Source organism: Geofilum sp. OHC36d9, assembly GCF_052400685.1.
Classification (GTDB): domain Bacteria; phylum Bacteroidota; class Bacteroidia; order Bacteroidales; family Marinilabiliaceae; genus CAZHHH01.
Genome location: NZ_JBQTGJ010000005.1, coordinates 56,491 through 79,985, shown reverse-complemented (window position 1 = coordinate 79,985; position 23,495 = coordinate 56,491). Strand labels below are relative to the sequence as shown.

At 41.5% G+C, this 23,495-nt stretch carries 18 protein-coding genes; 13 read left to right on the top strand and 5 right to left on the bottom strand.

Annotation, left to right across the window (positions count from 1 at the left end):
- Positions 1-9 precede the first annotated feature (9 nt).
- The 12 genes from ACT3CD_RS07660 (at position 10) to ACT3CD_RS07605 (ending at position 16,147) form a co-directional block, all read left to right on the top strand.
- Positions 10-3,099 carry an efflux RND transporter permease subunit gene (locus ACT3CD_RS07660; protein ID WP_444644480.1) on the top strand — a complete coding sequence of 1,030 codons (3,090 nt, stop codon included), beginning with the start codon at positions 10-12 and terminating at the stop codon, positions 3,097-3,099.
- A 4-nt stretch (positions 3,100-3,103) separates the two neighbouring features.
- Positions 3,104-4,420, top strand: a complete 1,317-nt coding sequence (locus tag ACT3CD_RS07655) for a TolC family protein (protein WP_444644479.1) — start codon at positions 3,104-3,106, stop codon at positions 4,418-4,420.
- Positions 4,407-5,495 carry a sensor histidine kinase gene (locus tag ACT3CD_RS07650; protein WP_444644478.1) on the top strand — a complete coding sequence of 363 codons (1,089 nt, stop codon included), beginning with the start codon at positions 4,407-4,409 and terminating at the stop codon, positions 5,493-5,495. Before ACT3CD_RS07655 ends, ACT3CD_RS07650 begins: the two co-directional genes overlap by 14 nt.
- On the top strand, positions 5,482-6,276 hold the full coding sequence (locus ACT3CD_RS07645) for a LytR/AlgR family response regulator transcription factor (RefSeq protein WP_444644476.1): 795 nt from the start codon (positions 5,482-5,484) through the stop codon (positions 6,274-6,276). The genes ACT3CD_RS07650 and ACT3CD_RS07645 overlap by 14 nt, the downstream gene beginning before the upstream one ends.
- Positions 6,277-6,443: 167 nt before the next feature.
- Positions 6,444-8,693 (top strand): efflux RND transporter permease subunit, encoded by a 2,250-nt coding sequence (locus tag ACT3CD_RS07640; RefSeq protein ID WP_444644474.1) that lies wholly within the window; start codon positions 6,444-6,446, stop codon positions 8,691-8,693.
- A 29-nt stretch (positions 8,694-8,722) separates the two neighbouring features.
- Positions 8,723-9,499 carry an outer membrane lipoprotein-sorting protein gene (locus ACT3CD_RS07635; protein WP_444644472.1) on the top strand — a complete coding sequence of 259 codons (777 nt, stop codon included), beginning with the start codon at positions 8,723-8,725 and terminating at the stop codon, positions 9,497-9,499.
- Positions 9,496-10,290 (top strand): sulfite exporter TauE/SafE family protein, encoded by a 795-nt coding sequence (locus ACT3CD_RS07630; RefSeq protein WP_444644471.1) that lies wholly within the window; start codon positions 9,496-9,498, stop codon positions 10,288-10,290. The genes ACT3CD_RS07635 and ACT3CD_RS07630 overlap by 4 nt, the downstream gene beginning before the upstream one ends.
- The gene (locus ACT3CD_RS07625) at positions 10,287-11,015 is read left to right on the top strand and encodes a phosphatidate cytidylyltransferase (protein WP_444644469.1); all 729 of its coding nucleotides are present in this window, start codon (positions 10,287-10,289) and stop codon (positions 11,013-11,015) included. The genes ACT3CD_RS07630 and ACT3CD_RS07625 overlap by 4 nt, the downstream gene beginning before the upstream one ends.
- Before the next feature lie 217 nt (positions 11,016-11,232).
- Positions 11,233-11,907, top strand: coding sequence for a phosphatidate cytidylyltransferase (locus ACT3CD_RS07620; protein ID WP_444644467.1), 675 nt, complete (start codon positions 11,233-11,235; stop codon positions 11,905-11,907).
- A 16-nt stretch (positions 11,908-11,923) separates the two neighbouring features.
- On the top strand, positions 11,924-13,042 hold the full coding sequence (locus tag ACT3CD_RS07615; RefSeq protein ID WP_444644465.1) for an SDR family oxidoreductase: 1,119 nt from the start codon (positions 11,924-11,926) through the stop codon (positions 13,040-13,042).
- 52 nt (positions 13,043-13,094) lie between these two features.
- Positions 13,095-13,688: a CDP-alcohol phosphatidyltransferase family protein gene (locus ACT3CD_RS07610; protein WP_444644464.1), complete on the top strand. Its 594-nt coding sequence runs from the start codon at positions 13,095-13,097 to the stop codon at positions 13,686-13,688.
- 8 nt (positions 13,689-13,696) lie between these two features.
- Positions 13,697-16,147 carry a DUF5686 family protein gene (locus ACT3CD_RS07605; protein ID WP_444644462.1) on the top strand — a complete coding sequence of 817 codons (2,451 nt, stop codon included), beginning with the start codon at positions 13,697-13,699 and terminating at the stop codon, positions 16,145-16,147.
- A 389-nt stretch (positions 16,148-16,536) separates the two neighbouring features.
- Here ACT3CD_RS07605 and ACT3CD_RS07600 read toward each other — a convergent pair whose 3' ends face one another.
- The 5 genes from ACT3CD_RS07600 to uvrA all read right to left on the bottom strand — a co-directional run bounded on the left by ACT3CD_RS07600 (position 16,537) and on the right by uvrA (position 22,391).
- A complete protein-coding gene (locus ACT3CD_RS07600) occupies positions 16,537-16,758 on the bottom strand; it encodes a DUF2795 domain-containing protein (protein WP_444644460.1) in 222 nt (73 codons plus the stop codon).
- Between the two features lie 71 nt (positions 16,759-16,829).
- Entirely contained in the window at positions 16,830-17,396 is a 567-nt protein-coding gene (locus ACT3CD_RS07595) for a cob(I)yrinic acid a,c-diamide adenosyltransferase (protein ID WP_444644458.1), read from the bottom strand.
- A 246-nt stretch (positions 17,397-17,642) separates the two neighbouring features.
- Positions 17,643-18,353: an ABC transporter ATP-binding protein gene (locus tag ACT3CD_RS07590; protein WP_444644456.1), complete on the bottom strand. Its 711-nt coding sequence runs from the start codon at positions 18,351-18,353 to the stop codon at positions 17,643-17,645.
- A gap of 64 nt (positions 18,354-18,417) precedes the next feature.
- Positions 18,418-19,206, bottom strand: coding sequence for an O-methyltransferase (locus ACT3CD_RS07585; RefSeq protein WP_444644454.1), 789 nt, complete (start codon positions 19,204-19,206; stop codon positions 18,418-18,420).
- Positions 19,207-19,508: 302 nt separating this feature from the next.
- A complete protein-coding gene (gene uvrA, locus ACT3CD_RS07580) occupies positions 19,509-22,391 on the bottom strand; it encodes an excinuclease ABC subunit UvrA (RefSeq protein WP_444644452.1) in 2,883 nt (960 codons plus the stop codon).
- 684 nt (positions 22,392-23,075) lie between these two features.
- On the opposite strand from uvrA, the gene ACT3CD_RS07575 reads away from it, so the two are divergent.
- Positions 23,076-23,492: a SoxR reducing system RseC family protein gene (locus ACT3CD_RS07575; RefSeq protein WP_444644450.1), complete on the top strand. Its 417-nt coding sequence runs from the start codon at positions 23,076-23,078 to the stop codon at positions 23,490-23,492.
- The last annotated feature ends 3 nt before the right edge of the window (positions 23,493-23,495 follow it).

Genomic DNA, 23,495 nt, shown 5'->3' with positions numbered 1-23,495 from the left:
CAGTTACCGATGTTAGAGAAAATACTTGAAAAGAAATCACTACTCATCACCTTTTTCACCATACTGGTAATTGGAGGAATAAGTTCCTTCTCCGGGCTCAGCAAACTTGAAGATCCCGAAATTCCTGTAAAAGCAGCGGTGGTTATTACTCCCTACCCGGGGGCTTCTGCTGAAGAGGTAGATATGGAGGTAACCCATTTAATGGAAGAGGCCATCCAAAAACTCGAAAATATTGACAAAATTGAATCCCGTTCTATTCCAGGTATGTCGCAAATAACTGTCACCATGGAAGGAAAGGTTACTACAGAAGAATTACCCCAAATCTGGGATCATCTTCGAAGAAAAGTAAACGATGCCAGCTCAGGGTTACCTGCTGGCGCAAGCGCTCCTATCGTAAATGACGATTTTGGCGATGTGTATGGTATTTTTATGGCCGTTAGCAGCGACGGATATACTTATGAGGAGTTGGATGATTATACCGATTTTTTGAAACAGGAATTGTTAAAAGTAAAAGGAGTTAAACGAATAGAAGTTGTCGGTCAACAAAATGAAGTAGTTAATGTATCCTTTTCAGCAGAGGAATTTGCTCATCTCGGCATCAACCCTATGTCGATTATCCAAACCCTGAACGACGAAGCTGAAGTTGTTGATGCCGGAAGTGTGGTCTCGGGGACTGAGCGGCTGCGTATTAACGTGGGTCCCAAATTGTGTTCTTTGTCTGAGGTGGAAGAACTGAATATCTACACGAGTGATGGCCGAAGTTTCCGGCTGGGAGATATTGCCACCGTCTCAAAAGATTTTTACCGGCCCAAACAAAGCGGGTTGTCATTCAACTTAAGACCTGCACTGGGACTGGCTATATCCATGGAATCGGGCGATAATATCATCAAGCTGGGGGAACGTGTGGATTCGCGCTTGGCAGAGCTCACACCAGAAATACCAGTGGGCATTGAGGTTCATAAAATTTATGACCAACCCTCGAAGGTACAGGATTCAATTGGCGATTTCACCATCAATTTAATTGAATCGGTAGCTATTGTCATTATAGTGCTATTGATAGCAATGGGATTTCGGGCTGGACTTCTTATTGCCAGTAGTTTGATTTTTACTATTTTAAGTACTTTTATTGTCATGGGGTTTCTGAACATGAACCTCGATAAAGTATCATTGGCAGCTATCATTATTGCCATGGGTATGTTGGTCGATAATGCCATTGTGGTAGTAGATGGAATACTTGCTGATATGCAAAAAGGCATCGAACGTCACAAAGCTTTTGTCCAGGCAGCCAAACAAAATGCCTTTCCTTTGCTGGGTGCTACCCTCATTGCTATTTTGGCATTTATGCCAATGGCATTTAACACCACCGCGGCCGGAGAGTTTATGAAACCCCTCTTCTATGTTCTGGCAATATCTCTTACCATGAGTTGGATACTGGCCATGGTTCAGGCTCCTTTTATGGCTTCATTGTTTTATAAAAACGGGAAAAGAAAGAAAAAGGTAGGACGAAGTGAGGAAGATGGAGAAGAAATTTATTCCAGTGGGTTTTATGGCATTTTCAAAAAAATAATCAGCTTAGCCCTTTGGCACAAATCATTGGTATCCATTTTAACGGTAATCCTTCTTATACTCTCTTTTTGGGCTTTCCGTTTTATCAATAAAGACTTTTTTCCTGTTTCGAATTATAACCAGTTTATGGTAGAATATAATCTGCCGGATGGCAGTGATATTTACCAGGTAGAACAAGACCTTGAATCTATTCAGAAAAGTTTACTTCAGTTTAAGGAGGTCACGAAAGTGACGACTGCTTTGGGTAGTTCCCCTGTGCGCTATACGCTGGCACGCCCCATGAACAGCTTTAGTCCGGGCTACGGAGAGTTAATCGTCGAAACAAATACTTTTGAAGAAACGATGGATATTATGCCCAGAATAGAAGCCGAATTCTCCAAAGAATTTCCCAATTCAACCATTCGTTGCCGACAGTATTCGGCCATTGGTGGAGCATATAAAATTCAGGCTGTGTTTTCCGGCCCAGACCCGAAAGTTTTGAAGAATCTGGCTGAGAACGCCAAGGAAATAATGAACAATGAGCCTACGGCTGTTTTCGTAAACGACAACTGGGGCAATCAGACAAAAAATCTGATTCCGGTTTATGCGCCCGAAAAAGCCAGACCCTTAAATATTAGCCGAAAATCAATGGCCTCGGCATTGGCTATTGCTTCAGAAGGCATGCCCGTGGGGGCCTGCTATGACGAAGATACGCAGCTTCCCATCATACTGAAATTAGATCCTTCGCTGGCAGATAATCCCGCAAATTTGGCATCGGTTCCGGTATGGGGTAATTATTCACAAAGTAGTGTTCCAATGGCGCAGATTACCGATTCATTAAGCATGAAAGGATCCCATTTTTTGATAGGAAGATATGACGGGATCAGGGCTATTAAGGCACAATGTGACCCCATAAGAGGAATGACAACTCCTGAGGTAATGGAAAAAATAAGACCTAAAGTTGAAGCTTTAGATTTGCCTGAAGGATATACCCTTGAATGGCATGGCGAAATAAAAGACAATAAAACAGCCAATAAAGCCCTTATGGAAAATCTACCACTTGCTCTATTGCTGATGATTCTTATCACCATTGCTTTGTTTAACAATTTCAGGCAACCTTCTATCATATTTCTTATCGTACCACTGGCTTTTATCGGCATTATAGCAGGATTTCTCATTACCAGGCTCAACTTTGGATTCGTAGCCATTATTGGCGGATTAGGATTAATTGGAATGATGATTAAGAATTCGGTGGTATTGCTTGATCAGATAAATATTGACATCAATAGTGGCAAAGACAAACTGGATGCTATACTCGGAGCCACCGTTTCGCGAGTGCGTCCTGTCACGATGGCTTCACTTACCACCATTTTGGGAATGTTTCCTCTTTTATTTGATGAAATGTTCCAGGGAATGGCTGTTTCCATTATGTTCGGATTGCTCTTTGGAACTGTCATAACGTTGGTTATTGTGCCTGTGCTGTACGCAGTTTTTTACAAGGTGGACACCCGGGGCATTGTACATCACGATGATTTACCAAAAAAAATAAATTAAAACTATGCTGAAAAAAGTATTATATATTGTTCTGATTTGTCTGTTTCCTTTTGCCGCAATCTCACAAACTCCAGTTACACTGCATGAGTGCAGGAAAGAGGCACTCACCAACAATACAAAGGTTCGAACCTCTCTTTTGCAGGTTCAGAGGGCCGCAGCGGCAAAAAAAGAAGCCACCACAGCTTATTTCCCGGCCATTGATGGGAATGCCAATGCCATTTTTATTCCCGATCTGGAGGAATTGAGACAATTTGGTATCGACAAAGATAATTTACAACTATATCAGGCGCAACTATCAGCTCAACAGCCAATTTATGCAGGAGGAAAAATTCGGTTAGCCAATCAAATGGCTGGTAAAGGCGTGCAAATGGCAGAAAAAGCCAGTGAAAAGCAACAAGCGGACATTATTTTGGAAACGGATGAAGCTTACTGGCAACTTTTTTCGATGCAGGAACAGCAGAAAGTTGTAACGCGATTTACCGAAGCTCTCGACTCCCTCGAAGAGCAACTTCGGGCCAGCTATGACCTTGGAATTGTCCCTAAAAGTGAGCTTCTGAAAGTTACAGTTCGCAAGAATGAAGCAGAAATGACAGCCCTCGAGGTTAATAATGCGGTTCGCTTATTGCAAATGAATCTGGCACACATTATTGGACGACCTGTTGACGAAGAACTGTTAGTCACCACTAATCCTGATGCAAACCAGAAAAATAATCTTTTACCTGATGCCAGCGAAATATCTGGAGGGATAATTAGTCGGCCGGAAATAAGTATTCTGGAAAATCAGGTACAAATAAAAAATCTTGAGAAAAAAGTAACCAGAGCTGATTACCTTCCGCAACTGGGTGCACAAGTGAGTTATGGTTACCTTGAAGCACCCGGCATCGCATCCGGATCCTGGAATCTTAATGCAGTTGCCCAACTTTCGGTTCCGATTTTTCACTGGCAGGAGAAGAAACACAAAATGCAGCAAGCTGAGATTAACGAACAAATGGCTATATTAGAACTGGGAAACACCCGGGAATTAATCAGTCTGGAAATCAGTCAGTCCAGACTAAAACTGGAGGAAGGCCAGAAAAAAATTCAGTTGGCAAATAAATCAAAGGAAGAAGCTTCTGAGACTTTGTCTGAGGTGGAAATCAGTTATAATGCCGGATTGAACACTATTACCGACTTGTTAAATGCGAGAGTAGCCCACCAGCGTTCGGAAGCGTCTCTGGTAAAGGCCTGCACCGACTACGAGGTTCTTAAAACAAAATGGCTCAAGGCGATTGGACAACTAAACGCCGGTCAACAAATTCAGGATGACGATGAGAAATTTTAAACAATTACATCAGTATTATTCCGATAACAGGCGATTGCCACATAAAATCGGATTCTTTAGTCGAATTGTAGCAGAGATATTTATGTCTCTGCTATTCATTTTTACAATAACATCTGTCGTTAAAGATGAGTCGTTGCATACCTTAGATTTTAAAGGCGTTTTTTTTTCGGTAATTGTTTTTGTTTTTCTAAGCGAGGGTATTTTTGGTTTTGATTTTCTGTTGGGCAAAAGATACTCCTGGCATGAAGCACTGGTTAAAAGATTGGTATCACTTCTTTTAATTGCTTTATTATGGCTAATAATAGTAGGGATTACAACAAGTTTTGTACGTCCTTTTTTTATTCCCGATGAACGACTCAAAGACCCGGATTCCTTTGCGTTGGGTATTACCATTCTCGTTTTATTTGTCATTATTTATGTGTCCGGATTGGTAGCCAGCAATTACCACAATTCGCTTAAATATTTTATTCTGGAAAATGAGAAGCTGCGACAGGAGAAACTAAGATTGGATTATTTTGCCCTGCAGGATCAGTTGAATCCACATTTTTTATTCAATAACCTGAGTACCTTGATGGCTATTATACCTGAGAATCCGGACAAAGCACTCACGTTTACCGAGAAATTTACGGACGTTTATCGTTATGTACTAAAGAGTACAAATTCCCGGCTTATCCCACTGGAGGAGGAGCTGGAGTTCATTCGCGCCTATATTACGCTTCATAAGGGACGTCTGGCCGAAGGTTTTATCTGCAACATTAATATTGCAAAAGACCAACTGAATAAGCTTTTGCCTCCCCTGAGTTTACAGTACCTGGTAGAAAATGCCATTAAACACAATCTGGCCACCGAGGCCCGTCCTTTAAAACTGGATATTTATGCTCAAAATAACCGATTGGTCGTTTCTAATAATTTTCAACCCAGGAATTCGACCTATTCCACCAATACCGGCTTGACCAACCTCAAGAAACGATACAAGTATTTAGGACTTCAAGGCAGTGTGGAAGTTATTAATACCAACGAAAAATTTAGTGTTTCTATCCCATTAATTCAAAACAGCGATCATGAAGAACTATAAAGCGCTTATTGTAGAAGACGAGCCTCTGTTGTCCAGGGCCCTTAGAAAGCAGATCGAAAACCTGCGTCCAGGCATCATAATAGATGACGAATTAAGAACTGTGGAGGATACCGTTAAATGGTTAAAAGTCAATCCGGAGCCGGCACTCATCTTTATGGATATTCAGCTGGCCGATGGCGTCTGTTTCTCAATTTTCGACCAGGCCGATGTCTCCAATAAGGCCATTGTTTTCACCACTGCCTACAACGAATATGCCATCGAAGCATTCGATACCAACAGTATTGCTTATTTGTTGAAACCCATTAAAACGGAAGAATTGAGGGGAGTCTTTACAAAGCTGGAAAAAGTGACGCAGTTAGTGGAATCCCATTTATCCTCGCCTTCAAGGATCGATTATTTCCGACTGGCCGAAGAAATCACCAGACAGCAAAACAGATTCCGTAAGCGCTTGCTGGTGGCCAAAGCCGATTCATACAAGCAAATTTCGGTGGATGACATAGCCTATTTTATGGTAGAAAATAAGATGACAATGGCTATCACCTTCCATAACCGGCGACACATTCTCGATTGGACGCTTGCCGAACTGGAGGAGGACCTGAATCCGGATGAATTTTTGCGTATGAACCGACAATTTATCGTCAATCTTAATGCCATCGACCGGGTGGAAAATTATTTCAACAGTAAATTGATTATAAAGTTCATTCCCGGGCTCGAGACTCCGGAGCGGATTGTCGTGAGCCGCGAAAGAGCTAACATAGTTAAGTGTTGGCTGGATCGATAGGATTCTATTTCAGCTAAACCTCCGAAATTGAAGTTTCAATTTCTCATTTTGCTGGTTCATTTTATTTTACAGGCAGAAAACTTCACAGCGCTTTACCTTTGCATTTCGGTTTATGGATTTGTTGCATAAACTGCAATAATCTTTTTTAAATAAGGGAAAGCAACGCTGTGAAATTACAAAACTCAACATACCGAACAACACTGATTACCGGGATCGGTATTTTTACGATCCTGTCCCTCTGCCTGTTACCCCGCCTGAGCATTAACCCATCATTCGATGGTTACATCCCCGAAAATATCAATAACAGAGCTTTTCTGCACCAACTGGACAGTATTTTTGGAGGCAATGAAAAGCTCCTGGTGATTCAATACAATGACGAAGGTATTTTAACTCCCGAAAGCTTTTCCAGAACACGGCAACTTGCAAAAAAGCTGCAGAAAATTGATGGCGTTGAGTATACTTTCTCTTTGAATGATGTTATTGAATTTCGGGAAGAAGACGGTTTCACCGAGATTCACACACTCCTTTCCAATATTCCGGATAAGCCTTCAGAGCTCGACTCACTGAAACAGAAGATTGCCGGAAACCCCTTGGCCGGGTATCTTATAAGTGATGATTTTACCACCTCTGCTATTATTCTTACCAAATCAGACAATACCGATGATCAGACTCTAATTGCTGAAATCAATGGCGTCATTGGGCAAATTCCAGGCAATGATGAAATTTATATTGGTGGTCTGGCTTACATCAGAAGTTCCGTTAAAAATTATATTAAAAAGGATCTTATTACGTTAATGCCGGTAGCTCTGTTGGTAATGATTGTAATGCTCTTTCTTTTTTTTAGAGAGTGGAAGGGTGTCCTTTTGCCTTTTCTGGTAGTCCTGTTATCCATTATTTTGACATTTGGACTTATGGCCGTTTTCTCGTGGGAGATTTCGTTGGTTTCGGTACTTCTGCCCATCATGCTGATTGCCATTGCCAACGACTATGGCATTCACCTCATCAATTTATACCAGGAAGAATCTTTTAAAAACAGACAGGAGTCCTCCTCTGCGATTGCCCAAAAAATATTTAGAGAACTCAAACGCCCTATCACAATTACAGGACTGACAACTATTGGTGGTATGCTGGGACTCCTGTCGCATCAGATGGCCCCCGCAGCTCAGTTGGGAGTGCTCGCTTCGGCAGGTATCGGCATTGCGCTGATATTGAGTCTATACCTTATTCCGGTTCTTCTTACATTTTATAAAAATACCCCAAAGGCGCCTGCCTTTGATCCAGATTCCAAAAGTTTCTTAAACGAAACTCTTCATCTTTTCGCCAGAGGGGTCAATAAATATCCTAAAATCATCGTCACCACCTTTTTGGTAATTTCGTTGAGCAGTATATGCGGACTTTTTCTGCTGAAGGTGGACACCAATGTGGAAGGTTATTTTACCGGCGACTCAACAGTTCACTCCAGTATAGAACTTACCAATAAAAAACTGGGAGGTTCGCAATATGTCTCTCTTTTATTTTCAGGTAATATTCTCGAGCCCGAAGTGCTTCGTCGCATGGATAGATATACAGCACAAATAAGGCAATTGCCTCAGGCAGGTAACATCATTTCTCCTGTCACCCTTTTCAGAGAGTTGAGCAAAGGTTTGTATTCGGTTGGTGAATCGGGATATGACGATCTCCCTCAAACCCGTTCGGAAGCGGTGCAATACCTGGAAGTTGCATCGATGGCTGGCTTTGACAAACAGATCGCTCAATTAATAGATCAGAATCGTGTAAATACCAGAATTCTGGTCAGCCTTACTGATGGCAGTAACGAAACAGGAAAAGAACTCTTAACTGAATTAAATAATATTGCGGGGAAGGATCCCCTGCTAATAGGCATTGCCGGCGCCGGTTTATCCAAAATTCAGATAGCCGACATGGTCATCCGGGGCCAGATTACCTCGTTGGTACTGGCGTTTTTTATCATCTTCATTCTTTTGTCATTAATATTTAAATCATTCGTAGCTGGCATAAAAGGAAGCTTACCGCTTCTTTTCTCAACCCTTTTACTGTTTGGACTGATGGGCTTTGCCCGAATACCACTGGATATTGTTACCGCCTTGCTCTCTTCCATAATGATTGGTGTTGGAATTGATTACACCATACACTTTCTGTGGAGATACAAGGCAGAATACGCAGCACGTGGCAGCACTGATGCAGCCATTTCAGCAACACTAATAACAACCGGAAGAGGCATCATATTTAATGCATTATCAGTCATTGTCGGCTTTGCTGTATTGGCCTTCTCAGTATTTGCCCCGCTCCGTTTTTTCGGATTTCTGGTAGTCATTTCAATATTTGCTTGTCTGATGTGTGCATTATTACTTGTACCTGCTATTGTCACCTTAACCCGGCCAAAATTTCTTGAGCTCTGATCGAATAAATAACTGATAATAGATTAATTATGTCAATAATAATACTCTTTGTTTGTCTGATGGGAATAATTAATCCTTCAAACGCAGAAAAAAAAAACACTGCAACTGCTTTAGAAAGCGCAGTGAAAAAGCTGGCGCTAAATGACGTGCAGGCACAGATGACTTTGGAGATTACGGATGCTGGTGGCAACAATATTTTACGCAAATTAAATGTTTCTTTTGCGCGCTTTGAGGGAACAAGAAAGGTAATGATAGAAATTACTGGGCCGGAAGATTTGCAGGGAACCCGAATTTTAACAACCCATTTCTCCAACAATAGCCAGAAAAGTACCATTGAAGTTTATTTGCCTTCTACAGGGAAAATCAAAAAGTTCAGAGCCAATAATCACTGTTTAAAAATTCCGGGTTGTGAAATTCCGATGAATCATTTTAGCAGCTCTGCTTTTGATGGCTACATCATTTCTGAAGAAGAAAAGGACACCCTGAATGGCAGGGAAGTGCAGAAAATAAAACTTCAGCTTCCGGGGAATCCTGGATGTATGGTGGTTTATCTTGATGTCCGGGCTGAATTGTTGTATCAGGTCAGATCTTATGATAGCAACGGCATTCTTACGTCAAATACTGAATTCACAGACTACAGGCACCCCGGGTCTTTTGAAAAGGGAACCTATTTCCCATACAAAATGAATGTGTATAATCCAGTCAGTGGACAAAGGTCTAATCTGACTATAAAAAAACTAAATCACCTGATTCAAATCAGAGATTCTGATTTCGAATTGGCAAACAAATCTAATGCAGAAAAATGATATTCACCTCATCTATAGAACCGATATACTACATACTGCCCTTGATCGGATTACTAGTTGGCCTGTTTGGTACTATTTTGGGTGGTGGTGGCGGTTTTTTCTTTTTGCCGGTGCTGACCCTGATCATTGGGGCCCCGACTCAGACGGCCGTCATTACTTCTCTGGTGGCTACGTTGCCAATATGTCTCGTGGGAGCTGCCATGCATTACAAAAAGGCCAACATGGATATTCGAATAGGTTTGGTATTTGCAATAACTGGAATCATTGGTGCATTTGCAGGTGCAGCCCTTGCTAATTTAATAACTCCCGGATTGCTCAAAACGGTTTTTGGGTTATACGCAGTTGTCATGGGGGGAATGATGCTTTTGAATGCAAAACAGCTCCAGCCTAATAAAAGGAGCAGATTCAATAACAAAAAATTAAATTCGGTAAACACTTTAAAGAAAACAGCTTTCGGTTTCTTGGCTGGTATGATAACGGGCATCTTCGGGACCAGTGGAACTGCCCCGGTGCTGGCGGGTTTGTTTTCTGCCAACCTCCCTGTAAAAATGGTAATAGGAACCTCCCTTTTTGTGCTGGTAGCCAACACTTCTTTCGCCGTTGTAGCACATCTTTTAATGGGACAAATAGACCTGACTCTGGTGGCACTCCTGACTGCCGGTTCAATACCGGGAGCTTTACTGGGGCCTGCAATTGTATCCCAAATCAAAACAGATAATTCAGAAAGTTCAATAAAGTATGTCTATGCGGCTGCTATGGCACTCATTGGCATTTTAATGATAATCGCATGATAAAATTGATATACATCATCATTTTAAGCTATTTCCTGACAGGAGGTATAGGTTTCTATTTCATCAATAGGCATAAATCGTCACAGATTGCCCGAAAGAGTTATACCAAGTTTGGTGTCTATTTCATCATCATCAATCTACTCTTTTTCTCCATTGTTATAAACCCCGTTTTTTTCAAATACATCACCATTGTAATTGTTGGTGGTGGAATGATTGAACTTTTTTCCCTTCACCGGTCGGCAGGTTATAAAAATAAAGGCATATTTCGAATCTCTTTACTGATTTTCATTGTCTTGTCTTACGGCCTTTTCTCCTTTAGTCAGCTCAATAAAGAACTGATTCTGTTTTCTTTTCTTATTCTTTCCATTTTCGACAGTTTTAGTCAAATCACCGGACAGCTATGGGGGCGCAAGAAAATATTGCCAGAAATTAGTCCTAATAAAACTTTTGGTGGTCTTATGGGGGGAAGTTTGGTGGCGCTCTTCAGCGCCATACTTCTGCGCAACCTTTTTCTGGGTTCTGTGACTGAATTACTGATCATTGCCTTCGGCATCATTGCCTTCGCCTTTGCCGGTGATTTGGCGGCATCATGGTACAAGAGGGTATTTCACGCCAAGGATTTCAGCAATTTTATTCCCGGACACGGGGGATTGATGGATCGATTTGACAGTCTTCTGGCCGGTGGGGCATGGGTCGGACTTTGTGCGTGGATCTTAAACATTTGAAAAATAGTATTTACATGAAACGACCATGATAAAGGAATGCTCACATAGGGGGATGACTATTTTCATGGGAGTTCCGTGTGACCTTAAAATACAAATTATAAACACATGAAACGAGCCATGATAAAGGAATTAGTTTCGCTGATCTTTGATTCTCACATAGGGGGATGATTATTTTCATGGGAGTTCCATGTGACCTTAAAATACAAATTATAAACACATGAATAATATAATTGCAATTTCGGTTATTTATTTAATAGGAATAGCCGTTTTACTGGCTTTCAATGAAATAAATTACCGACGACTGAAGATCAAAGGAGAAATCACCCGTAAATTTGCGCATTTTTCAGCCACTTTGGCTACCGTGCCCTTTCCATATATATTTCCGTCACATTGGTATGTTCTTATTCTGGCGTTTCTGTTTTTTTTGGCACTAGCCATCACACAATACCGCAAGCAGCTTAAGTCCATTCACGACATCAGCCGCAAATCCATGGGCAGTTACCTTTTGCCATTATCCATTTATCTGACCTTTCTGACCTCGTGTTTGCTGGGAAACAAACTTTTATTCATCCTGCCCATGCTGATTTTGGCAATATGCGACCCTATGGCTGCCATTCTTGGCATTAACATAAAAAAATACAACGGAAGGATAACGCTTGGCAAACACAAGTTTAATAAGACCTGGCTGGGCACCGCAGCCTTTTTTATTACCAGCTTTATAATAGCAATGCTTGCGTTGTGGTTACACCGCGATGTTTTTGATTTCAAAACATACTGGCTTGGGTTGTTGGTTGCCACGGCAGGAACTCTGGGCGAATTGATTAGCTGGCGAGGTTCAGATAACCTCTCTATCCCGATGACTGTAGTATTTGTATTAGTAACTTTTTTGTAACAGATAAAACAATAGCATGAAGCGAGTAATAATTAATGGAGCTAACGGTTATGTCGCCTCCAATTTCATAAATGAACTTTTGAAACAAGATTACTCAGTTGTGGCTCTTGTTCGAGGAAACGTTAATTCTTCAGCCGAAAATAGGGTAATTCAGGCTTTAAACCTTATTAATAACGGAGATATTCCGTTCCTCGACAAGCTTACGATTGTGGATTATTCTCTTCTTGATGATAACTTTGGTCTTTCCAGAAACCTGCTTCAGGAGTTATTCAGTAAAGATGTAGATTATTTTCATTTTGCCGCAAGCCTGAAATACAACCGGAAATCAAAGGACGAATTGCTTGCTGTTAATGTTAAAGGAGTGGAAAATTCTGTCAACCTGTTTTCTGATTTTGCTTCGGTTTATTCCCGGTTCTTCTTTGTGGGTACCGCCTATTCATGCGGAAAAATCAAAGAAGTGTTTGAAGAAAAATTTTACCCAGACCAGGATGTTTCTGCTTTTCGAAATTACTACGAGTGGTCCAAAAGACTGGCTGAAAACGTAGTAAAACGCAACATCGACAACAACGGCCTTCATGGACATGTCATCCGTTTGTCCCAGGTCGCAGGAGACAACAGGACAGGTGTTACTAAAACGGATTACGGTATTTTTGATTTTTCAAAAAGGGTGCACAACCTGGCCAGTCGATACCCCGAAAGTAGCGTTAGAGCGAAAATTTCGCCTGAGGGAACACAAAATCTGATTCCCATCAATGTGGTTGTTAATTACCTCCTTCAAACAGTCGCTGCACCGAAGGTGCCAATGGTAATGAATTTTGTGGCGAGTGAACCAGTCAAAAACAGCTACATCATCAATAGTCTGAAAAAATTGATGCCACTGAATATTATCCCTGTTCCGGAACTCGGGCATTCACAAATGAACTCCCTTGAAAGATTAATGGCGGTTGGCATGTCATTTACCGGCAACTATTCCAATATTAATATTCAGTTTAACACTTCAAAACGTGATGAGGTAATTACCCCTGTAGACGACTGCATGGATGAGCAAACCGTTTACCGGATGCTTGCCTATTTTATCGAAAACAGTTTTAAGAAAACTCGAAATAGAGAAACACTCCTGATTGGAAACGAGTAGTTTAATAAATTATAAGATTAGTTCGGTAATAAACGCAAAAATAATTGAAACAATGAAGCAACTAACTATTAACGGAGAAAAGGTCATAAATGTCCCCAACCTGCTCAGTTTTTACAGATTACTGGTATTCCCGGTTATACTTTATATGGCGCTTACGGGCAAAGAAGAAACTTTTGTTATTCTTCTTTGCATCAGTCTGGTAAGCGATATCCTCGACGGTAATATTGCCCGTTTCTTTAAGCTGCAAACCAACTTTGGCGCAGCACTCGATAATCTGGCAGATATTGTTACCTACGCAATGGCTCTGACGGGCTTATTCATTTTTAAATGGGACGTAATTGAACCTCACGGCTGGATCTTGTTTCTGTTTCTGGAAGTCTTTATTCTCAGTTACATCGTCTCTTTTTTACGATTCGGGAAAATTCCGGGGCTTCACCTCTATTCTGCCGTTTCTGCAGGTTATCTTCAGGGAATATTTTTTTTCGTATTGTTTGTTTTTGGGTTTTGGCCCTGGTTCTATTATCTGGCTATTGGCTGGGGAACCATTGCTTACATCGAAAAAATATTAGTCCTCTTTAAGCTGGACGACATTAAAATTGGAGTAAAAGGTCTGTACTGGTTATTAAAAAATGATCGGAATAGTTAATGGTCGAAATGTATTATAAAATATTTAGGACTACTGCGCTTCTCTGGTTTATTGGGGTGCTGCTTAATGCTCAACAACTGTCTGGTGTAGTTTTGGATAAAGAGACCCGGGAACCCATCCCTTTTGCAAATATTTCTGTGAAAGGAACGCTTCAGGGTACAACGGCCGATATCAACGGTTTTTTTACATTGCCGCTCCCTCAGCAGGATACCCTGTTGTTTTCGTCAGTAGGTTATTATCCCGATCAGAAGATGCTTAGTGAACTTCCAAAGAGTCGTCTGACAATTTTTCTGCGCCAAAATATGCAATATATTGATGAGGTTACTGCAAAACCTGAAATTGAACGTGCAGTCGTCCTATTCAGACAATTTCAAAAGAAAAAAGAATTTAATAAGCAACAACTTCAGAACATAGATAATTACAAAATATTATCAACTACTAATGTTTATATCGCCGTTGACACTGCCTCTAATATTCCCGGGCTTATTGATAACTTTAAAGAACTTACGATCAGTGGCGACGATGAAAATATCCGTTTTACACCAGTGTATCTTGCTGAAAATGCAGAACTCATAAACGGCGATTCCGTGCAAATCGTATATCATAAGAAAGATGGTATTTTTCCTAGAATAAACCAGGCCATCGAAACCTATGTTCTTCGAAACGTGGTAGTAAATCTGAATTTTTATGACGAGCACATTAATATTCTGAACAGGTCTTTTTTGTCTCCTCTGGCAGAGAATGCTTTATCACGCTATAATCTCTATCTCAATGACAGTACCGTAGTACAAGGTTCCAAAAGTTTTCATTTTTCCTTTGCGCCTAAAAATAGATTAGATCAACTATTTTCGGGAAGTTTTAGCGTGGAAGATAAAAGTTTTGCTCTTACGAGCATGGAGGTTCATATCCCGAAGGAGGCAAACTTAAATTTTGTTAAAGGATTCCGGGGCCGCGTTACATTTCAAAAGACACCCGACGGTCAATGGTTTTACCAGGAACAGGATGTCCGTATTAACATGTCGCTGGAAATGGATGATAAAACCGATTCACTTTATAGCTCACAGAAAGTTGATGATATTTCCGGAGGAAATTGGATTGTAAACAAACTGACGCAGTATGCCCTCACGGATGATCAGAACTCACAGGAAACCAAATCCTGGGCCGAGAGTCCTGAATTTGCAGGAAGTTCGACAAGAGCTGCAGACTATTACGCGGTGGAAAAACTGAAAGACCAGAAGCTGATAAAGGGAGTGGATGCCATTGGAGGGCTTGCACTTACAGGTTACCTCAATGGCGGGAAAATTGACATCGGTCCCATGTTTACCATCTACAGCACCAACGCCATAGAAGGGCATCGGTTTACGATGCCGCTTCGCACCAGCGAGAAATTCTCAAAACATTTTTCCATCGGCGGTTTTCTGGGAATGGGGACTAAAAGTAAGGAATTGAAATATGGCGGCAATATCATAGTTCAGCCATTGGAGTCTGATAAATTTATTTTTCGAGTCAACTATTCCGACGATTATACCCTTGTTTCTCACGATAAATTTCATCGCTTTGTAAAAAATAATCCGAACCCCAAAGGAAACGGGAATCTCATTGCAGCGCTTACATCCATCGAGAAGGACCCGTACCTTAAAGAAGAAAAAAGTATGGATTTTCGTTTGGAATACAATGTAAACGACAATTATCAGCTGGAATTTGCTCCTTACTACCTTCATAGTACTCAAACTTCCGCGGTCACTTTCTCACGCGACGATGCAGTATTTAAAACTTATGAAAACTATGGGTTGCTGATGAATCTGAGGATCGTTTCCGGACAACACTACGATAAATTTTATTTCGACCGGATTTATTATCTTGATCCCATTCCGGTCATCAATATGAGCTGGGACATCGGTCAAACCCTGTTGCCCGGAGAAAAAATGAAAGACAGTGGATGGTATTCTCATTTACACGCATCCATCAAAGGGCGTCTGAACATGGGGCAAGTTTTTATGGAATATATGCTTAATGGCGGATGGCTTTGCGGAGATGCGCCCTACGACTTGCTTGATCAGCCTGCAGGTAGCATGTCTCTGGGGTTTGCAAAATATCAGTTTAATCTCTTGCACCATGCTGCTTTTGCTCATAACCTTTATGCCAATACCCATTTCCATCTCAATGGGGGTGGTATTCTGCTTAACAGGGTGCCACTTGTTAAAAAATTAAAGTTACGTGAAATTGTCTCGTTTAAGGGACATTATGGAACGCTAAACTCTGATTACAAAGGTGTATTTGATCTGCCTGCCTACTATTCCACCGACGATGCCGCGCCGTATGCCGAATTGGGACTGGGCCTTACTAATATTTTTAAGTTTATGAGAGTAGAATATGTCCGGCTGATTGGGAACCAGTATCTTCATAGTGGTTTTACCGACAAACATGGTATTCGCATAAGAGCAGAGATGAGTTTTTAATTCAACAAAAGGAGTGTGAGGCCAAAGGTTTTATTACTATTGTTTATCTTTCATTGTGCCAAGTGAAATTACAGTACATGAATTTTCAATAACGTATTAATTCACCGGCCCTTGAATTTGTAATATTTGTCGAATTGTAATCAGTGTTTTTCGCGGAATATGAATAGTTTCCTTTATTTATAGAATTTATGGCTCAATTCAGGTTGAGTTTATTTGCAGACACGACAACCCTCCAACTGAAAAAAGCGTTTTTATGAACTTCTGATACCAATTAACGAACCGGGTCAAAAAAAGCAACACCCCACACAAACAGTCAATGATAAATTTGGTATTGGTATACGGGTTTTTAAAATAGAAAAGGCCGTCAACATCTGACAGCCTTTTCTATTTTAATATTCATCTTCGTTAAAGAAGAAATCATCTTTACTGGGATAATCCGGCCAGATATCTTCAATACTTTCATAAATTTCACCTTCATCCTCCATTTCCTGAAGGTTTTCAATTACTTCAAGAGGTGCTCCGGACCGAATGGCGAAGTCTATCAACTCTTCCTTTGATGCCGGCCAGGGTGCATCTTCAAGTTTTGCAGCTAATTCAAGAGTCCAATACATAATATTAAGGTTTAAGCTCTAATTACTTTGTTCAAGTTCTAATGCATTTTGCGCGAAATTAGAAAAAAATATCAATGATGCAAGTCTGGAACCCAAGGAATTTCTTTTATATTAAAATATTTTGTCAAATGTCGTGATAAAACAAAGAAATAATCGGATAAGCGATTCAAATACCGGATCACCCATTCATCAACGTTGACATGCTCGTTCATGCTTATTATTCTGCGTTCTGCGCGCCGGCAAACCGTTCGGCAAATATGGCATTGAGCGACGGCGGGATGTCCGCCGGGTAAAATGAAATTACTTAGTGTGGGCAATTGGCTTTCCATGGTATCCATTTGATTTTCCATGAATTCAATTTCTTTTTCGTCGGTCACCAAATGGTTTCTCAGATCACTTTTGTCGGCGTCGGTGGCCAGATAACTTCCTATGGTAAAAAGTTGTCGCTGAATGCGGATAATGGCTTCCTCCGAAGGCGTGTCGATGGGGTAGGACCGAACCATGCCTATGTGCGTGTTTAATTCGTCTACCGTTCCATAAGCTTCCAGTCTGAAATGGTTTTTGGAAACTCTGGTACCTCCTATAAGACCTGTGGTTCCCTTGTCACCGGTTTTGGTGTATACTAAACTTTTTTCCATCTGTTTGTAATTTGTGTTTTAATCGACACGAGGAAATTGCCGGAATGAATCATTCATTTCGCTTAATTTTGTTTTCATAAAATGAGACACGATTATTAGACTCATTTTTATGAATAATGTTAAGTCAGGCAGGTCTCCCGTGTTTGTTATTATGGTGCATACTCGTTGTTGCATGTGATAACAAAGAATCAACGAAAGAGTTTCGTTCAGGGGGTAAATCGTTGGGATGATTGTTTTTGTCCGTGGCTAATCATCCAGCCGGGTAATTTGTTCATTTCTTTCATCCAGTTCAATAACGCCATCACGAAGTCGTATGATGCGATGGGCATGACGAGCGATGTCTTCTTCGTGCGTTACCAGAATAATGGTGTTACCCTGGGCATGTATGTGGTTAAACAGTCGCATGATATCAATGGATGTTTTGGTGTCCAGATTTCCGGTGGGTTCATCGGCTAAAATAATGGATGGATTGTTGATAAGGGCTCTGGCCACTGCGACGCGTTGTCGTTGTCCACCCGAGAGTTCATTTGGTTTATGATCCATGCGTTCGTCGAGGCTGACGCGTCTGAGCGCATCGCGTCCCCGCTCCATGCGTTCATCTCTGGATACACCGCCATACACAAGGGGTAAAACGACGTTTTCCAGGGCATTATATTGTGGCAAAAGGTTAAATGTTTGAAAAACAAATCCAATTTCTTTATTACGGATTTGAGCCAGACTTTCGTCGGTGAGATGACTTACATCAGTACCGTTGAGAATATAACTACCCAGAGTGGGCGTGTCAAGAGCGCCAATAATATTCATAAGTGTTGACTTTCCCGACCCAGATGGTCCCATGATTGCGACGTAATCACCTTTTTCGATTGTTGTGGTGACGCCTCTCAGAGCTTTTACGACCTGGGTTCCGACCTGGTAGTGTTTTTGTATATTGTCTATTTCAATTACGTTTTTCAACATGCCGATAATTGTTTTTGAATTGTCAGTTTAGACCGGTTTGAGTGTCGTTGGTTTAATACGTTTTTTAAAAACGAACGGTGAAATGTTGCTTTTTGCATTCTTTTTTAAAAAATACCAATCCTATCCTGAACAGGTCAACGCTTACGGTTACTTCCGGATGGTTGATAATTTCAGTCCATGCTTCAGTCATTTCTCCGGACCAGTGGATGTCATCGAAAATGAAGATGGAGTGGTTTGTAATCTTTGTTAAACAGACGTGAAAATAGTCCAGAGTTGGTTTTTTCCGATGGTTTCCGTCAAATAGCACCAGATCGGCTGATGGCATTTGTCGCACAACGTCAGCAAGCGTGGTGTCAAAGGGGCCTTCAACCAGTTTTACATTGTCAAGATTGAGCGATTCGAATGTGTGCTGTGCCATTGCTGCTGTTTGCGGGCAGCCTTCAAGCGTGGTTATGGTGGCTGATTTATTGGCCAGACTTAGATAGGATGTGCTGATGCCTAACGATGTTCCTATTTCCAGGATGTTGGCCGGGCGGTTGCGGGCTACCAGTCTGAAAATAAACTCCCCAAATTTGGGCGGGATGGCCGTATTTCGTGCTATGCTTCCGATGCTGCGTCTCGTTTTTTTTGTGAGATGTGAGCCGGCCCCCAGATCTGTCACTTCTATTTTTGTTTTGCTTTTTTCCAGAGCTGTACGCCAGGCGCTGATTGTTTCAAAGGCGTAATAGGGATGTGTTTCTCTGGCAAGGTTGGCTATTAAATCGAACACAAAGGGTGAATGAATTCCAAATCCCCGCCAATACTTGCCGTTGAATAAATAACTCAGGTATTCTTTTACTTGATAAAAGTTCACTGTTGTGGCATTAGTTAATAATATGTTGCTGTGGGGCCGGATTTGTTATCATATTTTTTGCAGGCAGCAGCGGGTTGCCCACATCACAATGTCTAAATTCGGCCAAATTGTTTTTATTTTATTCGTTCAATATTACGTAATATTCTTTTTTTGCATCCGTGTCACCCGGAAAATTCATGAGTTTGATAATAAATGTTCAAATTCAAGGTCTGCGAAGTCTTAAAAAAAAGGCGGTTTCTCCTGGAAACGACCTCTTTATCGCAACAATAAAACCGAAGTAGGACTTTTCCTGCAAGTGGTACTTACCGTTTTTTAAATTCCGGTTCCATACGTAAAAATTGTCCTGTATAGCTTTTTTCTACCCCGACTATTTTTTCAGGGGTTCCTGCGGCAATGAGCTCACCACCCAGGTTTCCGCCTTCAGGGCCGATGTCAATAATGTAGTCGGCTGCTTTAATGACATCCAGATTGTGTTCGATAACAATGACCGTATTGCCGCGATCAACCAATCGGTTGAGAACAACCAGCAGTACGCGTATGTCTTCAAAGTGGAGGCCGGTGGTGGGTTCATCGAGGATATAAACGGTTTTTCCGGTGTCTTTTTTAGACAGTTCGGTAGAAAGTTTAACCCGTTGTGATTCTCCGCCTGATAGAGTTGTGGACGATTGTCCTAACTTTATATAGCCCAGCCCCACTTCTTGCAACATTTTTATTTTTTGTTGCAGTTGGGGTATTTTCTCGAAAAATTCAACCGCCTGATTAATGGTCATATCCAATACATCGCTGATGGATTTTCCTTTGTAACGTATTTCCAGAGTCTCGCGATTGTAACGTTTCCCACCGCACTGAGGACATTCGACCATCACATCGGGAAGGAAGTTCATCTCGATGACTTGTGATCCTCCGCCTTTACAGGTTTCGCAACGACCACCTGCCACGTTAAACGAAAAACGGCCCGGTTTGTAATTGCGGATTTTTGCTTCGGGCAATGAGGCAAACAATTTGCGTATTTCGTCAAACATTTTGGTGTATGTGGCCGGGTTGCTTCTTGGTGTACGCCCCAGAGGTGATTGATCTACCGACACCACTTTATCAATATGTTCCAGCCCTTTTACTTTTTTGTACCGGAGGGGTTTTTTCAGTGCCCTGTAAATATAATGGTTCAGGATGGGATAAAGCGTCTCGTTTATGAGCGTTGATTTGCCGCTACCCGATACACCCGTTACGCAAATCATGGTGCCCAGCGGAAACGACACGTTAATGTTTTTCAGATTGTTACCTGCTGCACCAATGATGTCGATGGTTTGTCCGTTTCCCTTTCTCCGTTTTTCGGGCAATGGAATAGATTTTTTGCCGGTAAGGTAATCTGCCGTAAGCGATTTTTTCTTTAAGACTTCCTGTGGAGATCCCTGCGCAACCACATCACCGCCCAAACGCCCGGCAAAAGGGCCCATGTCGATGAGGTGGTCGGCAGCCATCATCATGTCACGGTCGTGTTCAACCACCAACACCGAGTTTCCGGTGTCCCGCAATTGGCGTAAAGATTCAATCAAACGGTGATTGTCCCGCTGATGAAGACCTATGGATGGTTCGTCGAGGATGTAAAGGACGTTAACCAGTTGCGATCCTATTTGAGTGGCCAGACGTATGCGTTGGCTTTCGCCTCCCGACAGGGTCATTGCACCACGATCCAACGTCAGATATTCCAATCCCACATCCATCATGAAGCCCAGACGAGAGCGTATTTCCTTGAGAATTTCAACGGCTATAAGTCGTTGTTTGTCGCCAAGACGTTCTTCCAGATTGAGAAACCATTGTTGCAGTTGTCGCAAATCCATTTGTGCCAACTGTGCGATATTTTTGCCATCAATATAGAAATGTAATGCTTCCTGATTTAAACGCTGACCGTGACAGGTCGGGCACACCTGTTCGGTGATGTATTGATTGGCCCATCGTTTGGCCTGTGCCGGGGCGTCATCCGACTGCTGATCGAGAATGTATTTTATTACCCCGTTGAAGGTTAAGAAATAGTCGGAGGTGGTTCCCAGCGGGGTGTTTTTTAGTGTCAAACGTTCACTGGTGCCGTGTAATATAGCTTCCAGACCATCTTCGGGTATTTTTGAGATGGGCGTTTTTAGTGTAAATTCATATTTTTCACCCAACGCCTCCAATTGCCAGAATATGAGTGAATTTTTATGTTTTCCCAATGGTTCTATACCGCCGTTGTAGATGTTTAAAGAAGCATCGGGGATGATTTTATTCATATCTGCTACTTCAACTGTGGCCAGACCTTTACAGGTTTGGCAGGCCCCTTGTGGCGAGTTAAACGAGAAGGAGTGAGGGGCCGGTTCATTATAGGCAATGCCCGATGTGGGACACATCAATAAACGGCTGAAATAGCGTGGCTCATTACTGTCTTTACCCATTATCATAATGGTATTATGACCTTGTTTCATGGCCAGCTTAACCGATTCGTACAGTCGTTTTCGGTCTTTCTCTTCCACCTTTAGCCTGTCGATAACGACTTCTATGAAGTGATTTTTATAACGGTCGAGTTTCATGCCATGGCGTATTTCTTTTACTTCGCCGTCAACACGCACATGTAAGAAACCTTTTTTGCGGATGTTTTCAAACAGTTCTTTGTAATGGCCTTTTCGTCCTTTAACCAATTGTGCCAGGACATAAATATTTTGACCATCAAATTGGGAAAGGATGAGGTCCAGTATTTGCTGGTCGGTGTATTTCACCATTTTTTCGCCGGTAACATACGAGTGGGCTTCGGCGGCTCTGGCATAAAGCAAACGCAGGAAATCGTATATTTCGGTCACGGTGCCCACCGTTGATCGGGGATTTTTCCCGGTGGTTTTTTGTTCGATGGAGATGACGGGGCTCAGTCCTGTTATTTTGTCGACATCCGGTCGTTCCATGTTACCCAAAAAGTGACGGGCATACGATGAAAATGTTTCAATATAACGGCGCTGTCCTTCGGCATAAATGGTGTCGAAAGCCAACGAAGATTTTCCACTGCCACTTAAACCGGTAATAACAACCAGCTCATTTCGGGGAATTGTGATGTCTATATTGTTAAGATTGTGCACTCTGGCACCCATTACTTCTATGTTTTCCGTCTCTTGTAAAACGTCGGTCTCTGTCAGCTTGTTATCTTCGTTAAATCCTTTATTCATATACCTTATTTATAACCCGCAAAGATAGAAAAAGATATTCTGACTTTTGAAGGTTGCTTTGTTAACAGTTTGTGAAGGGTAATATTTTTTGTTTGCTATTGAAGATTACTATGGGAAACAGTTGGTGTTCAATTATGGTTTAAACATTCTGGTCCACGTTGTTTTTCGGCGTTGAATTACCAAAAGGCAGTAACATCCGATACCGGGCAGGTGGTCATTTGTGTTAGAGTCTGTTGGTAAAGTCATAAGACATACTTTTTTATAAGTACAGCTTAATTGTTAACTGAAGACTGTTAACTGCTTTTTTAAAGCATTTGTATCTGGTTTCTTATGCCCATATTCAATTCCGTTAAAAGAAACGACAATTAAATTTTGCATTATAACGCTCTAATTGTAATGTCGACTTTGCAATTTAATTGGCTTGTATTCAGTTTACAACACTATTTAACTTCTTGTTATTTTTATTTATTCTAAATAGAAACTGTTTGGACCTGACGTTTTTAAGGTTTTCTTTTCGTTCAGATTCTCTACATTTGTCGCGTTACTATTAGGCTTTTGTGCTGATAGTGAGATGGTGAAACGCCTGATTGATATACTGGACCGAATCCCAAAATGTCAGTTTCAAATTAGGATGTGTCGCTTTTAATAAGTTTTTTTCACACATCTGTTTAAATTAATTTTCAGATGAAGACAATAGAGCACGATGGAATTGTGAAGCAGGTAGAGGGGAGTCATGTGAAAGTCCAAATTATGAGTATGTCGGCTTGTGCTTCGTGCCATGCTAATGGTGCTTGTTCTGCGGCAGATATGCAGGATAAAGAAGTTGATGTAATTTCCGAGAATGGGGCTTTTGAACCGGGGCAGCAGGTGGTTATAATAGGTTCCCGGTCACAAGGGTTAAAAGCCACATGGTGGGCGTACGTATTGCCTTTGGTTTTGGTTGTTACAACTTTGGCTGTGACGTTTACGTACAGTGGCGATGAAAATCTGGCAGGTGCCTTGGCCTTATTGGTTTTGGTACCTTATTTTTTAATGATGTATCTGGCCGGTAAGGCCATGAAAAAAACGTTTTCTTTTTCAGTAAAATCTAAAATTGAATAACCA

What these genes read in the sequence shown, in the direction of transcription:
- ACT3CD_RS07615 (WP_444644465.1), top strand. Translation starts at nt 11,924, where the DNA reads ATGAAGCGAGTAATAATTAATGGAGCTAACGGTTATGTCGCCTCCAAT.
- ACT3CD_RS07625 (WP_444644469.1), top strand. Translation starts at nt 10,287, where the DNA reads ATGATAAAATTGATATACATCATCATTTTAAGCTATTTCCTGACAGGA.
- ACT3CD_RS07605 (WP_444644462.1), top strand. Translation starts at nt 13,697, where the DNA reads ATGTATTATAAAATATTTAGGACTACTGCGCTTCTCTGGTTTATTGGG.
- ACT3CD_RS07590 (WP_444644456.1), bottom strand. Translation starts at nt 18,353, where the DNA reads ATGTTGAAAAACGTAATTGAAATAGACAATATACAAAAACACTACCAG.
- ACT3CD_RS07600 (WP_444644460.1), bottom strand. Translation starts at nt 16,758, where the DNA reads ATGTATTGGACTCTTGAATTAGCTGCAAAACTTGAAGATGCACCCTGG.
- ACT3CD_RS07645 (WP_444644476.1), top strand. Translation starts at nt 5,482, where the DNA reads ATGAAGAACTATAAAGCGCTTATTGTAGAAGACGAGCCTCTGTTGTCC.
- ACT3CD_RS07595 (WP_444644458.1), bottom strand. Translation starts at nt 17,396, where the DNA reads ATGGAAAAAAGTTTAGTATACACCAAAACCGGTGACAAGGGAACCACA.
- ACT3CD_RS07575 (WP_444644450.1), top strand. Translation starts at nt 23,076, where the DNA reads ATGAAGACAATAGAGCACGATGGAATTGTGAAGCAGGTAGAGGGGAGT.
- ACT3CD_RS07630 (WP_444644471.1), top strand. Translation starts at nt 9,496, where the DNA reads ATGATATTCACCTCATCTATAGAACCGATATACTACATACTGCCCTTG.
- ACT3CD_RS07660 (WP_444644480.1), top strand. Translation starts at nt 10, where the DNA reads ATGTTAGAGAAAATACTTGAAAAGAAATCACTACTCATCACCTTTTTC.
- ACT3CD_RS07655 (WP_444644479.1), top strand. Translation starts at nt 3,104, where the DNA reads ATGCTGAAAAAAGTATTATATATTGTTCTGATTTGTCTGTTTCCTTTT.
- ACT3CD_RS07620 (WP_444644467.1), top strand. Translation starts at nt 11,233, where the DNA reads ATGAATAATATAATTGCAATTTCGGTTATTTATTTAATAGGAATAGCC.
- ACT3CD_RS07635 (WP_444644472.1), top strand. Translation starts at nt 8,723, where the DNA reads ATGTCAATAATAATACTCTTTGTTTGTCTGATGGGAATAATTAATCCT.
- ACT3CD_RS07650 (WP_444644478.1), top strand. Translation starts at nt 4,407, where the DNA reads ATGAGAAATTTTAAACAATTACATCAGTATTATTCCGATAACAGGCGA.
- ACT3CD_RS07610 (WP_444644464.1), top strand. Translation starts at nt 13,095, where the DNA reads ATGAAGCAACTAACTATTAACGGAGAAAAGGTCATAAATGTCCCCAAC.
- uvrA (WP_444644452.1), bottom strand. Translation starts at nt 22,391, where the DNA reads ATGAATAAAGGATTTAACGAAGATAACAAGCTGACAGAGACCGACGTT.